The sequence below is a fragment of the Castellaniella sp. GW247-6E4 genome (assembly GCF_040276065.1).
GTDB lineage: Bacteria > Pseudomonadota > Gammaproteobacteria > Burkholderiales > Burkholderiaceae_B > Castellaniella.
Genome location: NZ_JBELOI010000008.1, coordinates 59,385 through 74,867, shown reverse-complemented (window position 1 = coordinate 74,867; position 15,483 = coordinate 59,385). Strand labels below are relative to the sequence as shown.

14 protein-coding genes and 1 tRNA gene are annotated in these 15,483 nt (G+C 65.3%); 1 reads left to right on the top strand and 14 read right to left on the bottom strand.

Features of this window, described 5'->3' with window-relative positions:
• Positions 1-56: 56 nt before the first annotated feature.
• From ABS761_RS11155 to thrS, 5 genes are read right to left on the bottom strand one after another with little or no spacing between them, the layout of a single operon-like run.
• On the bottom strand, positions 57-326 hold the full coding sequence (locus ABS761_RS11155) for an HPr family phosphocarrier protein (protein ID WP_350408395.1): 270 nt from the start codon (positions 324-326) through the stop codon (positions 57-59).
• A 22-nt stretch (positions 327-348) separates the two neighbouring features.
• Positions 349-771: a PTS sugar transporter subunit IIA gene (locus ABS761_RS11150; protein ID WP_350408394.1), complete on the bottom strand. Its 423-nt coding sequence runs from the start codon at positions 769-771 to the stop codon at positions 349-351.
• A 4-nt stretch (positions 772-775) separates the two neighbouring features.
• Positions 776-1,735 (bottom strand): glutathione synthase, encoded by a 960-nt coding sequence (gshB, locus tag ABS761_RS11145; protein ID WP_350408393.1) that lies wholly within the window; start codon positions 1,733-1,735, stop codon positions 776-778.
• 51 nt (positions 1,736-1,786) lie between these two features.
• Positions 1,787-2,347 carry a translation initiation factor IF-3 gene (gene infC / locus ABS761_RS11140; protein ID WP_350408525.1) on the bottom strand — a complete coding sequence of 187 codons (561 nt, stop codon included), beginning with the start codon at positions 2,345-2,347 and terminating at the stop codon, positions 1,787-1,789.
• Positions 2,348-2,359: 12 nt separating this feature from the next.
• Complete coding sequence (thrS, locus tag ABS761_RS11135; protein ID WP_350408392.1) at positions 2,360-4,300, bottom strand: threonine--tRNA ligase; 1,941 nt, start codon at positions 4,298-4,300, stop codon at positions 2,360-2,362.
• Positions 4,301-4,725: 425 nt separating this feature from the next.
• Between thrS and ABS761_RS11130 the strand changes: the two genes are divergently transcribed.
• A tRNA-Val gene (locus ABS761_RS11130) sits at positions 4,726-4,802 on the top strand.
• Positions 4,803-4,893: 91 nt separating this feature from the next.
• On the opposite strand, the gene ABS761_RS11125 is transcribed toward ABS761_RS11130, so the two are convergent.
• The 9 genes from ABS761_RS11125 to leuD all read right to left on the bottom strand — a co-directional run bounded on the left by ABS761_RS11125 (position 4,894) and on the right by leuD (position 15,480).
• The gene (locus ABS761_RS11125; RefSeq protein WP_350408391.1) at positions 4,894-5,595 is read right to left on the bottom strand and encodes a phosphoribosylanthranilate isomerase; all 702 of its coding nucleotides are present in this window, start codon (positions 5,593-5,595) and stop codon (positions 4,894-4,896) included.
• Positions 5,592-7,259 (bottom strand): TRAP transporter large permease, encoded by a 1,668-nt coding sequence (locus ABS761_RS11120; protein WP_350408390.1) that lies wholly within the window; start codon positions 7,257-7,259, stop codon positions 5,592-5,594. The genes ABS761_RS11125 and ABS761_RS11120 overlap by 4 nt, the downstream gene beginning before the upstream one ends.
• Positions 7,260-7,261: 2 nt before the next feature.
• The gene (locus ABS761_RS11115; protein ID WP_350408389.1) at positions 7,262-7,873 is read right to left on the bottom strand and encodes a TRAP transporter small permease subunit; all 612 of its coding nucleotides are present in this window, start codon (positions 7,871-7,873) and stop codon (positions 7,262-7,264) included.
• A gap of 120 nt (positions 7,874-7,993) precedes the next feature.
• Entirely contained in the window at positions 7,994-8,818 is an 825-nt protein-coding gene (truA, locus tag ABS761_RS11110) for a tRNA pseudouridine(38-40) synthase TruA (protein ID WP_350408388.1), read from the bottom strand.
• A gap of 10 nt (positions 8,819-8,828) precedes the next feature.
• Positions 8,829-10,586 carry a FimV/HubP family polar landmark protein gene (locus tag ABS761_RS11105; RefSeq protein ID WP_350408387.1) on the bottom strand — a complete coding sequence of 586 codons (1,758 nt, stop codon included), beginning with the start codon at positions 10,584-10,586 and terminating at the stop codon, positions 8,829-8,831.
• Positions 10,587-11,717 carry an aspartate-semialdehyde dehydrogenase gene (gene asd / locus ABS761_RS11100; protein ID WP_350408386.1) on the bottom strand — a complete coding sequence of 377 codons (1,131 nt, stop codon included), beginning with the start codon at positions 11,715-11,717 and terminating at the stop codon, positions 10,587-10,589.
• A gap of 141 nt (positions 11,718-11,858) precedes the next feature.
• Complete coding sequence (locus tag ABS761_RS11095; protein WP_350408385.1) at positions 11,859-13,520, bottom strand: methyl-accepting chemotaxis protein; 1,662 nt, start codon at positions 13,518-13,520, stop codon at positions 11,859-11,861.
• A gap of 159 nt (positions 13,521-13,679) precedes the next feature.
• Positions 13,680-14,753 (bottom strand): 3-isopropylmalate dehydrogenase, encoded by a 1,074-nt coding sequence (leuB, locus tag ABS761_RS11090; protein WP_350408384.1) that lies wholly within the window; start codon positions 14,751-14,753, stop codon positions 13,680-13,682.
• Positions 14,754-14,829: 76 nt separating this feature from the next.
• Positions 14,830-15,480, bottom strand: coding sequence for a 3-isopropylmalate dehydratase small subunit (leuD, locus tag ABS761_RS11085; protein WP_350408383.1), 651 nt, complete (start codon positions 15,478-15,480; stop codon positions 14,830-14,832).
• Between the last annotated feature and the right edge of the window lie 3 nt (positions 15,481-15,483).

Below are 15,483 nucleotides of genomic sequence, written 5' to 3'. Positions count from 1 at the left end.
CGACAGTGCTCATGGGCGGATGAAAAAGGGACGGGTGGGAAAGGCGGCCGCCGGCCCTATTCCTGCTCGCCGAACTTGCCGTCGAACAGGGCGCGGATCTCCCGCAGGGCGCGGTCCTCGTCCTCGCCCTGCGCATCGACCTTGACCGTGACGCCCAGGCCGGCCGCCAGCATCATGACGCCCATGATGCTCTTGGCATTGACCCGTTGGGCTCCGCGCGAAATATAGATGTCGCTCTGATAGCGGCCCGCAAGCTGCGTGAGCTTGGCCGCCGCGCGCGCATGCAAGCCGAGTTTGTTCGAAATCACCAGATCGATCGACGGCATGGGCGTGCTTTCCTAAAAGTGATTAATCGCAAGTGGGCTGGCAAGCCTGGTCCGCATTGACAATACCGCGTAATGCGCCCTGACGCACCTTTTCGCTAAAGGTTTCAGGATCTTCCTGCTGGTCGGTCAGGGCCTTGAGCACCATGCAGGCATTGGTCCCCGTGAGCAGGTGGCCGGCCAGGCCCAGGGCGGCCGCCTGGCGCAGCGCCTCAGTGGCGATATTGAACGGCGTGGCACCGTACAGATCGCACAGCACCAGCACCGGATCGCGCGCATCCTCGTGGCCGCGGATCCAGTCGAGCATGCGCGCGGCCTCGGCTTGCGGCTCGGCGTCGGGCGCGATGTCGAATACGGCCAGGGCGGGCTCGGTGCCCAGCACATGGCGCGCGCAGGCTGCGAAAGCGGCGCCCAGGGGTTCGTGCATGACCAGAGCGATGCGCGTCATGTCCTCACCCCGCAAGCGCCTGTTCCAGCGCCTCGACGAAACGCCCCGCCACGTCGTAGCCGGTCTGCTCGGTGATCTCGACAAAGCAGGTCGGGCTGGTGACGTTGATCTCGGTGATGTAGTCGCCGATCACGTCCAGGCCCACCAGCAGCAGCCCGCGCGCGCCCAGGCGCGCGCCAACCGCCTCGGCCAGGACACGGTCGCGTTCGGTCAGGGGCCGCGCGATGCCCCGGCCGCCGGCGGCCAGATTGCCCCGGGTCTCGCCATGCAGAGGCACGCGCGCCAGGGCATGGGGAATGGGTGTGCCGCCGATGATGAGAATGCGCTTGTCACCATCGACGATCTCGGGAATGTAGCGTTGCGCCATGATGGTGCGCGTGCCCAGCTCGGTGAGGGTCTCGAGGATCGAGCCGAGGTTGGGCTCGGCGGCGCGCATGCGGAAGATGCCGCTGCCGCCCATGCCGTCCAGGGGCTTGACCACCACGTCGCCGTGCATGGCGTGGAATGCCCGCAGACGGGCCATGTCGCGCGACACCAGCGTCGGCGCGGTGAACTCCGAGAACTCGGTGATGGCGAGTTTTTCCGGGTGGTTCCGGATTCCCCGCCCTGAGTTGAAGACCCGGGCTCCTTGTGCCTGCGCATAATCGAACAAGTGTGTGGCGTAGACGTACTCCATGTCGAACGGAGGGTCCTTGCGCATCAGGACGGCGTCGAAATCGGCCAAATCGGATTCGTGCGCGGCGGTATCCTGGATCCACCAGTCGTGGCCCTGCGGATCGGCACCGGGGCGCAGGCGCATGCCGGTGGCCGCGACCCGCACGCGGCCGCAATCGATGAACAGGTCGCCCATCAAGGCAACACTGAGCTGGTGGCCACGCGCCTCGAGGCTGCGCATGATGGCCACCGACGAGTCCTTATAGGCCTTGAGTGAAGGCAGCGGATCGATGACGAACAGGATATGCATCAAAGGCCTCTGTTGGCGGCCGAACCCTCACGGATCGGCCGCGGTGCCGGCTCAGGCCGCCTCGCCCTGCTTGCCGGTGGGTTTCTTGCGCGGCGCAAGCACCATCACCATCTGCCGGCCTTCGAGTTTGGGCATGGCCTCGACCTGGCAGAGCTCGCTCAAGTCATCGCGGACGCGCTCGAGGACCCGCATGCCCAATTCCTGGTGCGCCATTTCGCGGCCGCGAAAGCGCAAGGTGACCTTGGCCTTGTCGCCATCCTCGATGAAGCGGCGCAGGTTGCGCAGCTTGACCTGGTAATCGCCCTCGTCGGTGCCCGGCCGGAACTTGACTTCCTTGACTTGGATGACCTTTTGGCGGGCTCGGGCTTCCTGCTGGCGCTTTTGTTCCTGATACCTGAATTTGCCGTAATCCATGAGGCGGCAGACCGGAGGATCGGCGGTCGGCGCAATCTCGACCAGATCGACCTCGTTTTGTTCAGCCATCGCCAGAGCCTCTGAGGTCCGGACGATGCCCAACTGCTCGCCATCCACGCCAATCAGGCGTACTTCGTGGATACGGATTTCACCGTTGGTGCGGTGTTTCTTTTCGGTTGCGATGTCTAAAGCTCCTATGAAGTTGAAGGCTCAGGCCTGCAAACGATCCAGGCCGCGAGACTCGATGTCCGCGCGTAGTCTGCCGGAAAACTCGGAAACAGGCATCGGGCCCAGGTCCTGGTTTCCGCGTCCGCGCACCGATACCGCGCCCGATTCGCGCTCCTTGTCGCCGACGACGAGGATGTAGGGGATCTTTTGCAAGCTATGCTCCCGGATTTTACGGGTGATTTTTTCACCGCGCAAATCGGAAAATACTCTAAATCCTTGTTTTTTCAGGGCTCGCGCGACTTCATCCGCATAGTGAGCGGAACCGTCCGAAATACAGCACACCACGGCGTGATGCGGCGCGAGCCAGGCCGGCAGCGCTCCGGCATGGTTTTCGATCAGCATGCCGATGAAACGCTCGAGCGAGCCCAGGATGGCGCGATGCAGCATGACCGGCGAGCGGCGCTGGTCCTCGGCATCGACATATTCCGCGCCCAAGCGCCGCGGCATGGAGAAATCGACCTGGATGGTGCCGCACTGCCAATGGCGGCCGATCGCGTCCTTGAGGGTGTATTCGATCTTGGGTCCGTAGAACGCGCCCTCGCCCTCCGAGACCTCATACTCACAGCCCGAGAGGTCCAGGCTCTCCATGAGGGCCCGCTCGGCCTTGTCCCAGACCTCGTCCGAGCCGATGCGCTTTTCAGGGCGCGTGGCTACTTTGTAGAGGATCTCGGCAAAACCGAAATCGGCATAGACCTTTTGCAGCAGGCGCGTGAACGCCGCGCACTCGGCCTGGAGCTGATCCTCGGTGCAAAAGATATGGCCATCGTCCTGGGTGAAGCCGCGCACGCGCATCAAGCCGTGCAGCGAACCCGAGGGCTCATTGCGATGGCACTGCCCGAACTCGCCGTAGCGCAGGGGCAGCTCGCGATAGGAATGCAGGCCGGCGTTGAAGATCTGGACATGACCGGGGCAGTTCATGGGCTTGAGACCGTAGACGCGATTCTCGGACTCGGTGGTGAACATGTTTTCCTGGTAGTTGTCCCAGTGGCCGGTTTTTTTCCACAATGAGAGGTCCAGGATCTGCGGGGCCTTGACCTCCAGATAGCCGTTGTCGACGTAGACCTGGCGCATGTACTGCTCGACCTGCTGCCAGACGGCCCATCCCTTGGGGTGCCAGAAGATCAGGCCCGGCGCCTCGTCCTGGAAGTGAAACAGGTCCAGTTCGCGGCCGATGCGGCGATGGTCGCGGCGCTCGGCCTCCTCGAGCATGTGCAGGTAGGCCGCCTGATCCTCTTTGCGCGCCCAGGCCGTGCCATAGATGCGCTGGAGCATTTCGTTGTTGCTGTCGCCGCGCCAGTAGGCCCCGGCGACCTTCATCAGCTTGAAGACCTTGAGACGCCCCGTGGATGGCACGTGGGGCCCTCGGCACAGGTCGATGAAATCGCCCTCGCGGTACAGGCTGATCTTTTCATTGGTCGGGATCGAGGCGATGATCTCGGCCTTGTAGGCCTCGCCGATGCCCCGGAAAAAGGCCACGGCCTCGTCGCGGTCCCACTCCTCGCGCGTGACGGTCTCGTCCAGGCGCGCAAGCTCGGCCATTTTCTTTTCGATGGCCTCGAGATCCTCAGGCGTGAAGGGCCTTTTATAGGAAAAATCGTAGTAGAAACCGTTATCGATCACCGGGCCGATCGTCACCTGGGCATCGGGGAACAGCGACTTGACCGCATAGGCCAGCAAGTGCGCCGTGGAATGCCGGATGAGGTCCAGTCCCTCGGGATCCTTGTCGGTGACAATGGACAGTTGCGCATCCCGATCGATGACGAAGCTGGTGTCGACCAGGCGGGCTTCCTGCCCGTCGAAGGCGACCTTGCCGGCCAGCGCCGCGCGTCCGAGTCCGGTCCCGATGGCGTGCGCAACCTCATGCACGGAGATCGGCCGGTCGAACTCGCGTTGCGAACCGTCGGGAAGACTGATGCGAACCATGAATACGTCCTGAAAAATAGGCCCCCGCCAGCGACGTTTTTGCATCGAGGCACCGTTGCGGAAAAATGCGAAACGCGGCCTGGGCCGCGTCTGGAGAACCTGAAACTGCCGAGCAGGAGAGAGTATGGTCCAGTGTAACAATCGCAGTGGAAACAATCAATTTTGGCGGGCCGATAATTTGTGACGATCGCGCTTCAGAACGGCAATCAGTGGGATTCCGTTGCAAAAAGGTCAACGAACCGGCGACTCAGAACCAATACTCGAGTCATGCGTGTTCTGAAAATGCCGATTGACGATGGCTGGCCTGGGCCCGAGCACCAGGTTCAACCAGACCTCCAACGACAGAAAACGGCAATAAATGGGAAGCCAGCCCAGTCAGGCATTTTGACAAGCCTCGGGGGCCTGCTTATAATGCCGGTCTTTGCAGGCGGTTAGCTCAGTTGGTTAGAGCGCTACGTTGACATCGTAGAGGTCGCTGGTTCGAATCCAGTACTGCCTACCAAAATTCGACGCGCCGGACGCTAGGCCCCACCAGCGACGCGCACAAAAAGCCGTATTCTCAATGAGATACGGCTTTTTTGTCATGTACTTTCTCAAGTATCGATCGCCGCTTGAGCGTCAGCCGCACGGACGGCGCGCATGAACTCCACGATCCGGGCCGGATCCTTGAGACCGGGCGATTCCTCGACTCCACTGCTGACATCGACCGCATAGGGCCGCAATTCGGCAACGCGAGCGCCCACGTTTCCGGCGGACAGACCGCCGGCCAGCACCAGTGGCCGCGCATCGGGTGCCCGCGCCACCTCGCGCAGCAAGGCGGGATCGAGCGAGGTGCCGCTGCCGCCATAGCCTTGGCTGAAACTATCGAACAGCCAGGCCGCCGCCCGGCCATGCGCCGCACAATGCGCGGCCAGGGCGTCGGCGGTGTCCTGGCCCGGCGCCCCGACGCGGAATCCCTTGAGATAGCGCACGCCGAACTGCGTACAGAACTGGGGCGATTCCTCGCCATGGAACTGCAGCAGATCCGGACCCACGGCCTCGATGACCTCGCGCACGTCCGCAACGGAAGGGTTCACGAACAGGGCCACTGTATCCACGAAGGCGGGAACCAGGTCCCGCAAGGTGGCGGCCGCGCCTGCGTTCAGGTAGCGGCGGCTGGGTGGATAGAACACCAGCCCGATCGCGTCCACACCCGCGTCGACCGCGGCCCGCACGTCATCGCGACGCGTCAGGCCGCAAACCTTGACGCGCGTGCGCTGCGGATCGCCCGCCCGATTCCCGTTTTTCAGGTTCATTTGAAAGCCGCTCCTGCGTCATCGCTCCCGTACGAGTCCAGCCCGTAGGCGCTATCCTGCCCAAAGGTCACGGTTGCGGGATCGATGGTACTCGCGCCGCTCTTGTAGTGCGTGACCATGCCCGGAAACGCAAGGACCATCGCAACCATCAGGATTTGAATCACAATGAAGGGGATGGAACCCCAGTAAATCTCGCCCGTGGTGACCTTGGCGATGAGCTTGCCGGTCACCCGGTCATGATAATCCGTCTTGGGTGCCACCGAGCGCAGGTAGAACAAGGCGAAGCCGAAAGGTGGGTGGATGAACGAGGTCTGCATATTGACCGCCAAGAGAACCCCGAACCAGATCAGGTCGATCCCCATCTTTTCGGCCACCGGCCCGAGCAGCGGCACGATGATGAACGCCAACTCGAAAAAGTCCAGGAAGAAGGCCAGGAAAAAGGTCATGATGCTGACCACGATCAGGAAACCCAGCTCGCCGCCGGGCACGTGCAACAGGAGCTGCTCGACCCAGATGCCGCCGTTGACCCCGCGAAAGCTCAAACTGAAGATCGTCGACCCAACCAGGATGAACACCACAAAGCACGACAGGCGCGCCGTGGTTTCCATGGCCTGCCTGAGCTGGCGCATGCTGAATCGGCCGCGCGACACCGCCATGACGAGGGCGCCCACGGCACCCATGGCGCCGCCCTCGGTGGGCGTGGCCACGCCGATGAAGATCGTGCCCAGCACCAGAAAAATCAACGCCAGCGGCGGAATCATCACGAAGGTGACACGCTCGGCGATCCGGGAAAGCAGCCCCAGCCGCAGGTACTTGTTGGTCAACGCCATGGCGAGGGCCGCCATGCCCCAGATCAGCAGCACGATCACGACGCGCTCATCGACCGGGATATCGTCGTGCGAGCGGAAGTAGTGGCCCGAGCCAAAGTACGCGACCAGCGCGGCGATCAGGGTCAACACGCCCAATGAACGCAGGCCTCGGCCGCCGTCCGGTTCGACATAGACACGTGCCTCGATGGGCAGCGCCGGCGCGGCGAGAGGGCGCACGAGCGACAGCAGCAGGACATAGGCGATATAGGCCCCCGCCAGGAACAGCCCCGGCAGCATGGCCCCCCGGTACATGTCGCCAATCGAACGGCCGAGTTGGTCAGCCAGGATGATCAGCACCAGCGAGGGCGGGATGATTTGCGACAGCGTCCCCGAGGCCGCAATGACCCCGGAGGCCAACCGCCGATCGTAACCGTAGCGCAGCATGATGGGCAGCGAAATCAGGCCCATCGAAATCACCGAGGCCGAGACCACGCCGGTCGTGGCCGCCAGCAGCGCGCCCACCAGGACCACGGCGATCGCCAGCCCGCCGCGCAGCGGGCCGAACAATTGGCCGACGGTATCGAGCAAGTCCTCTGCCATGCCCGAGCGCTCGAGAATCAGGCCCATAAAGGTGAAAAATGGAACCGCCAGCAGCGTATCGTTGCTGACGATGCCGAATATGCGTTGAGGCAGGGCCTGGAACAGGGCGGGCTGCATCAGGTTCAGGTCGATGGCGACCAGGCCGTAGAGCACGCCAGTGGCCGCCAGCGAGAAGGTGACGGGAAAACCCATGAGCAGGAACACGATCAGGTTGAAGAACATGATCGGCGCGAGATTGTCGACGAAAAACTCCATGCTCAGCGCCCCTCGCCCACGGCCTGATCATGCGTCCGCTGCTGGGCGAGGATGTCGTCGACCAGTTCCTCCTCGGCGCTCCTGCCGCTGCCGACCTTCAACGGATTGGGGCAGGCGCCCACCAGAAACCCGATGCATTTGATCAGATGCGAGAGCGCCGCCAGGATCAGCAGGCCAAAGCCGACGGGGATCAGGAGCTTGGCGGGCCACCGGATCAGGCCGTCCGTATTGGACGAGAGCTCGTGGAGCACGTAGGAATTCCAGAAGAACGGGATCGACAGCCAGAACACGAGACAGCACGCCGGCAGCAGGAAAAACAGGACGCCAAAAATATCGATGCCGACCTGCGTGCGCTCGGGCAGCCGTTGCGAAAGGACGTCCACCCGAACGTGCTCGTTGCATAAAAAGGTGTAGCCGGCCGCGAGCAGGAAAATAGCGCCGAACAAATACCACTGCAACTCGAGCCAGGCATTGGAGCCGAGATTGAAGGCCTTGCGAAACACGGCGTTGGTGGCGCTGACGATCACGACCACCAGAACCAGCCAGGTGATGGTCTTGCCGACCAGCGTGTTGATCCAGTCTATCCCTCGGGATAGCCACAAGAATACAGTCATGAATATTCCAGCATGGGTGGCGGGGAAGTATCCGGCGGATCGCGCCTGATCCCCCTCGGAAGGGAATTCGCTCGCAAGAAGAAACCTATGAATTCTATACGAGTTACGAAACAAAACATCCTAGGGATGCCCCGCGATTTCGGGACACACCCACCCCAGGTGTGTGTGCAGCGCGCATTCGGGCGTCAGCAACGGCAGCTCGGGATGCGTGGGATAGGCCACGTGCGCGAGATACAGGCCATCGGGCATGAACGTGGCGGCAGCCAAGCGGCGATCGCGCCGCGCCAACAACTCGGCCGCCCATTCGGATGAGCGACGGCCGCGCCCCACCGCCACCAAAACGCCCATCAGATTACGCACCATATGATGGAGGAATGCATTGGCCTCGAAGCGCAGGACCAGGAATTCGCCGGCGCGCTCGATCTCGAGGCGACTGAGGGTGCGCACCGGGCTGGCGGCCTGGCATTCTGAAGACCGGAAGGCACTGAAGTCATGTTCGCCCAGCAAATGCGTGGCGGCTGCGCGCATGCGGTTCTCGTCCAACGCGTCGTGCACCCAGCCTACCCTGCCCCGCAGCATCGGCGATCGCACCGGCGCGCTGCGCAGGATATAGAAATATGTCCGCGCCCGCGCATCGAAACGGGCGTGGAAGTCCGCGCCCACCGGACGCGCCCACTGAACGGCGATCTGCCCGGGCAGGTGGGCGTTCAGGCCGCGTACCCACGAAACCTCGCGCCGGTCGGCGCCGGTGTCCAGATGCACAACCTGCTGCAAGGCGTGCACCCCACTGTCGGTGCGCCCGGCGCAAATCGTCGTGGTGGGCTGGCCCAGGAAAGCCTCGAGGGCCGATTCGAGGACATCCTGAAACGTCCGGCGGCTGGGCTGGGTCTGCCAGCCGTTCCAACCCGAGCCCTCGTAGGCCAGGCCCAGCGCGATGCGGGGCACGGCGCGATCCTCAGCTCTTGGCCGCTGGCCCGTCCTGACGGGATTCGCCCTGGCGCGGCTCGTCCTGGCGGGGTTTGAGCTCGAGATCGATGTCCCTGAGCGTTTCGCGCACTTTGGCCTCTGCGGCCTGAGCCGCATCGTACGTTTCGTCGCGCGTGTTGCCGGCACGCCGCAGCAGCCAGGCGATGATGAAGACGATGAGCGCCAGCAGGCCGGTCATGACCATCAAGAGGTGCTCCTGCAACCAATCGACCACTCCCCTGGAGCGCTTGGCCGCCTCGGCCTCGGTCTGCGCCGCCCGGGCCGCCGCCTCGGGCGTGGCGGTGGGCTCGAGAGGATCCGCGGCGGCACCCCCGCTCGCCGGCGGATTGCCCGAGGCGCCGGAAGCCTCCGGGCCCGTCGTACCCTGGCCCGCCGTGCTCTGGCCTGCCGCGCCCTGATTCGCCGGGCCCTGACCCGCTGTGCCGCCCATCGGACCTTGGCCCGGCGCGCCCTGGGAGGCGCCGCCTGAGGGCTGGCCGGCAGCCCCCGACCCGCTGGCCGTATCCGCGCCCGCCGAGGGGGCCGAACCGCCCGCCGGCTGTCCGGCGGATTGGTGTCTGGCCGCATCGGCCTCCTCGGCCTTGCCGGCCTCGGCAATGGCCTGGGCCACGCCGGCGATCGAATCGCCGATCCCCTTGGCGCCATCGATGATGGCGCTGCGAGCCGCCTCGCCCTGCCCTTTCAGGGCTTCATTCAAGTGCTGGACGTTGTCCTCGAGCTGGCCGATCCGGCCTTGCGCATCGGCGCTGGCCAGCCGCTGGGAAGTGCGCGCATCCGCCGCGGCATCCTGGCGCGCGCTCTGCGCGTCGCTCAGTTGCAGATGGTCGCCACGCCCGGCGGAGGCGGAGGCCGCCGGGGGGGGCGTCGCCTCGGAAACCCTGCCCTGGGCGGCCGCGCCCTCGGCCCGGGCCGGCGCGGTGGTGACCTCGCCGGCCAAGCGCCCGCTCATCGCCGCAAAGGCGGCGGCCTGGGCCTGAAATTGCCGGCGAGCTTCCCGGTCCGAAATCGCCAGCAGCTCGTCCATGCCGGGGACCACGAGTTGCGCGCCCGCCTTGACCAGGTTGACGTTCTGGTGAATGAAGGCTTGGGGATTGGTCCGCTGCAGGGCCATCATCATCTGGTAGATGGTGACGCCCTCGACCGCATGGCGGCGCGCAATGGCGAACAGAGTATCACCCCGGCTCACATGAATGGTGCCCGTGGGCACCCGGGCGCCGCTGGTGTGGGCCGCGCCCACGGCCGCACCAGCGGCGGCACCGGCCCCCGCCGCCGTGGGCGCGGCCGCGGGCGCATGCGCACCGGTAATCAGCGAGACCTGGTAGCGCTGCATGCCGCTGGCGCTGCGGACGTCCAGCAGCAAATCGGCCAGAGGCCCGGAGAACGGCTGTGTGGAACTGACGCGCAAGATGCGGCCCTCGGGACGCGCGCCCTGCTCGATCGCGACCCGCAGGCTGTCGAGCGCGACCGGCGGAGTCAACCCCGCCTGGGCCCAGTCATCGGCAGGCGCCGCCTGCGCCGACAAGGATTGCGCATCGGCGGCGCCAAGGCCCGACACCGGCACCCGGATGACCAGCGGGGCACCCTGCGAGGACATGATCCGGGCATGGCCGAAAGTCGCCGCAAAGACGGCCGGGCATCCCAGCAGGCCTACCGCCAATGTCAACGCCAGTCTTGTTTTCGAGAGTCGCGGGCTGAGCGTGGACACCTGGCGGTATGGTTCTGTCATTTAGAGTTCACCGAGAGCAATACGCAACATCCGGCGCAGCGGCTCGGCCGCGCCCCACAGCAACTGATCCCCCACCGTGAATGCGCTGAGGTACTCAGGCCCCATGGACATTTTGCGCAGTCGCCCAACGGGGATGTCAAGTGTGCCGGTTACCGCCACAGGCGTCAATGCGCGCATCGAGGATTCCTTGTCGTTGGGCACCAGGCGGGCCCAGTCGGTGCCCTCGCGCACGGCCGCGTCGATCTCGTCCATCGGCACATCGCTTCGCAGCTTGATCGTCAGCGCCTGGCTATGACAGCGCATCGCGCCGATGCGCACGCACAGGCCGTCGACCGGCACCGGCTCACGACCGGAGCCGGCGCCACGCCCGAGGATCTTATTGGTTTCGGCGCCGCCCTTCCATTCCTCGCGCGAGACGCCGTTGCCCAGGTCCTTGTCGATCCAGGGAATCAGGCTGCCGCCTAGCGGTACACCAAAGTTGTCCTGCGGCAGATTCGGGTCCTGCTGGGCGGCGAGGACGCCCCGGTCGATCTCGAGAATGGCGGAGGCCGGATCGTCGAGCAAGTTGCCAACGGCCCGATTGAGCAGGCCGAACTGCGTCAGCAGCTCGCGCATGTGGCGCGCGCCGCCGCCCGATGCCGCCTGGTAAGTCATGCTGGTCATCCACTCGACCATATCGTGCTTGAACAGTCCCGCCAGGCCCATCAGCATGCAACTGACGGTGCAATTGCCACCGACGTAGTCGCGCACGCCGCGGCGCATCGCATCGTCGATGACGGCACGATTCACCGGGTCGAGGATGATGACGGCGTCGTCGCGCATGCGCAGGGTGCTGGCCGCGTCGATCCAAAGGCCGCTCCAGCCCGCGGCGCGCAGCTTGGGATAGACCGCGCTGGTATAGTCGCCGCCCTGGGCCGTCAGGATGATGGGCAGCTTGCGCAGAGCCTCGATGTCATACGCATCGGCCAGCGCCGGCGCGCCCTCGGCCCATTCCGGAGCCACCCCACCCGCGTTGCTGGTAGAGAAGAACACTGGTTCGAACAAGGAAAAATCGTTCTCTTCGCGCATGCGCTGCATGAGGACCGAGCCCACCATGCCGCGCCATCCGACCAAACCCACCGCCTGTGTCATATTGCCCATCCAAAGCAAAAAATGTCGAAACGCCCATTTTAATGCCTTATGGAGGACTGCGCCCAGGGCTGCACACCGGCGGGGCCACACCGGTATCGGCCGCCGATCCGCGCGCCGGCGGCCGCTCGATCCGGACGGGCCTCAGGCCGGCAGTTGCGCCGGCATCGGCAAGGGGGTTCCGGGCCGCCCAGGACCCGATGGCGGCTGGCCGGCCACCGAGGCGTGCCCCATATCCTTTTCGATCCGGAATTCCCTCACGGTTTCCAGCAATTCCACGGCCTGCTCGTTCAGGCTCGCGGCGGCCGCAGCCGATTCCTGCACCAGCGCGGCGTTCTGCTGCGTGATGCTGTTGAGCTGCGCCACCGCGGCGTTGATCTGGCTCAGGCCCGACGTCTGTTCGGCGGAGGCCGCATCGACCGAATCGATGAGGCCGGCGACTTGCTGGATCTTGTGCACCAAGTCGCGGATTCCCGCGCCGGCCTGCTCCACCACCAGCACGCCCGCATGGGTGCGCTCGGCGCTGCCCTCAATGAGTTTGGCAATCTCGCGGGCCGCCGCCGCGCTTTTCTGGGCCAGGGCGCGCACCTCGCTGGCGACCACGGCGAAACCGCGCCCCTGGTCGCCGGCGCGGGCGGCCTCGACCGCGGCGTTCAGCGCCAAGATGTTGGTCTGGAAGGCAATGCCGTCGATCACCTGCACGATGCCGACGATCTCGCGCGAGGCCTCGCGGATGCCCTCCATCGTCTGGACGATGTCCTCGATGCCGCGGCCACCCTGCACCGCGGCCTGGCTGGCGTCGGCCGACAGCTGGGCGGCCTGCCGCATGGCCTGCGCGGTGCTGGCCACCGTGCTGGAGAGCTCGTCCATGGCCGCGGCGGTCTCGGTGATGTCGGCGGCCTGGCGCTCGGTGCGCTGCGCCAGATCGGTATTGCCCATGCGGATCTGCTCGGAGCCGCTGGCGATGTGATCGCTGCCGGCACGCACCGTCCCGACGATGCGGCGCAAGGATGTCTGCATGTGTACCATCGCCTGCATCACGCTGTCTCGATGCATGCGCGCCGTGGCGACGATCTCGGTACCGAGATCGCCCGAAGCCACGGCATTGGCGATGCGCGCCACATCCCGGGGCTCGCCACCCAGCGCACGCGTCAGGCTGCGGGTCAGCAACAATCCGATGCCTAGCCCCACCATGACGCCGCCCAGCGTCAGTCCGATCATGAGCCACTGCGCGCGGGCGTGGATGGCCGCGGTCTCGTGGCTCAGGGCCTCGGCCTGCTGGAGCCGGTGATCAATCAGCCGAGCCATGGCCGCATCCAGGCGATCGGCCACCGGGACCACCTCGCCATACAGCATGCCGACCGATTTGCGCGCCTGCTGCAGCGGCTCGGTCGCCAGGATATCGATCACCCGCGAAATATTGATCCGGTACGCGCGCGCCGCCTCCAAGGCCTGGGCGACCAAGGGGTCGCCGGTGCCGCCGGAAAAAGCCCGCGCCGCGTGCTCGAGACCCTCGTCCATGCCGTCCAGGTGTTCGCGCACCGCCTCGAGCTGGCGGCTGCGGACCTCATCGGTCGGCGCCAAGGCCGCCACGCGCACGGCGCGCGCGGTCAGCAACAATTCATGGTTGGCCTGCGCGGTATCGCGCAGGCCCATGGTGTCACGGTGATACATGGTCTCGGCCAGACTGTTGACCTGGCGCGTGGAGTACAAGCCCACGGCCCCGATCAAGGCGGCGATGCCGCTGAGGATGAGGAAGCCGCCGATCAGTTGGGTCGATACGCGCAGCGAACGAAAAAAGGCCATGGGACGGTCTCCTGGGCAGCGCCCGCCCGCTCGCGCGGCCACGTTGCTGCATTGTGGTTTTCAAGACATGTTTTATGATTTTTTATTGCAGTCTGAAAACATAAGGCCCGTACCCCGGTACGGAGTCAAGGGCCCCCGCCGCCACGCGGCCTCGCGGCGCTAGAGCGCAGCCAGCACGGCGTCGCCCATCTCGCCGGTCGAGACCCGCGTCGTTCCCGTCTCGTGGATGTCGGCTGTGCGCAGCCCCTTGGCCAGCACCGACTGAACGGCGGCCTCGACGCGCGCGGCCGCCTCCGGCGCGTTCAACGAATAGCGCAGGAGCATGGCTGCCGACAGGATGGTGGCGAGCGGATTGGCAATGCCCTGGCCCGCGATGTCCGGCGCCGATCCGTGACTGGGCTCGTACAGGCCCTGCTTGCTGGCGTTGAGCGAGGCCGAGGGCAGCATGCCGATCGAGCCGGTCAGCATCGCCGCCTCATCCGACAGGATGTCGCCGAACAGATTGCCGGTGACAATCACATCGAAAGCCTTGGGTTCGCGCACCAACTGCATGGCGGCATTGTCCACATACATGTGCGAGAGCTCGACCTCGGGATACTCGCGCGCCACCTCGATGACGAGGTCGCGCCAGAACTGCGAGGTCTCGAGCACATTGGCCTTGTCCACGCTGCACAGGCGCCCCCGCCGGCCGGCGGCCGCCTGGAACGCCACGTGGGCGATGCGGCGCACCTCGGTTTCCGCGTAGTGCATGGTGTCATAGCCTTGGCGGTCGCCCTTGAAAGGGCCGTCCTCCAGGGTCCGCACACCGCGCGGCTGCCCGAAATAGATGTCGCCGGTGAGTTCACGCACGATCAGGATGTCCAGGCCCGCGACCACTTCGGGTTTGAGCGAGGAGGCGTTGGCCAACTCGGGATACAGGATCGCGGGACGCAGATTGGCGAACAGGCCCAGGGCTTTGCGCAAGCCGAGGACCGCCTGCTCGGGGCGCAAGGCCCGCTCGAGCGAGTCGTACTTCCAGTCGCCGACCGCGCCGAACAGAACGGCGGCGGCGCCCTTGGCCAACGCCAGCGTCTCGGGCGGCAGGGGATGCCCGTGCAGAGCGTAGGCTGCCCCGCCCACGGGCGCCTCGACCAGCTCCAGATCAAGGTCCAGCGCGCGCAGGACGCGCACCGCCTGCTCGACGATCTCGGGGCCGATGCCGTCACCCGGTAGTACTGCAATGCGAGAGCTCATGGATTTTTCCAGTGGAAGATCGATAAAAGGCCCCATCCCATGGGACGGGGCCCGCGCCGCGACACGCGGCCGGCGCTCAGCCGAGGACGCGCTTGGCCAGCCAGGGATGCCGCGCCAGGCGCTCGGCCTCGAAGGCGCGGATCATGTCGGCGCGCAGCAACGTCTGGCCAATCTCGTCCAGCCCCTTGAGCAGGGACTGCTTGCGATAGGCATCAATCTCGAAGGGTGATTCGTCGCCGTCGGCCGCGATCACGCACTGGCGCTCGAGGTCGATGGTCAAGGAGTATCCAGGGAAGGCCTTGACCTCGTCGAAGAGGCGCTCGACCCGGGATTCGGGCAACACGATCGGCAGCAGGCCGTTCTTGAAGCTGTTGTTGAAGAAAATGTCCGCGAACGACGGCGCGATGATGGCACGAAAGCCGTACTGCTGCAGGGCCCAGGGCGCGTGCTCGCGGCTGGAGCCGCAGCCGAAGTTCTTGCGCGCGAGCAGGATCGAAGCGCCCTGGTAGCGCGCCTGATTCAGCACGAAATCCGGGTTCAGCGGCCGGCGGGAATTGTCCATGCCCGGCTCGCCATGGTCCAGGTAGCGCAGTTCGTCGAACAGATTCGGGCCGAAGCCCGTGCGCTTGATCGATTTCAGGAACTGCTTGGGCATGATCAGGTCGGTATCGACATTTTCCCGGTCCAGAGGGGCGACCAGGCCCTTGTGGGTGGTAAAGGCTTGCATGGC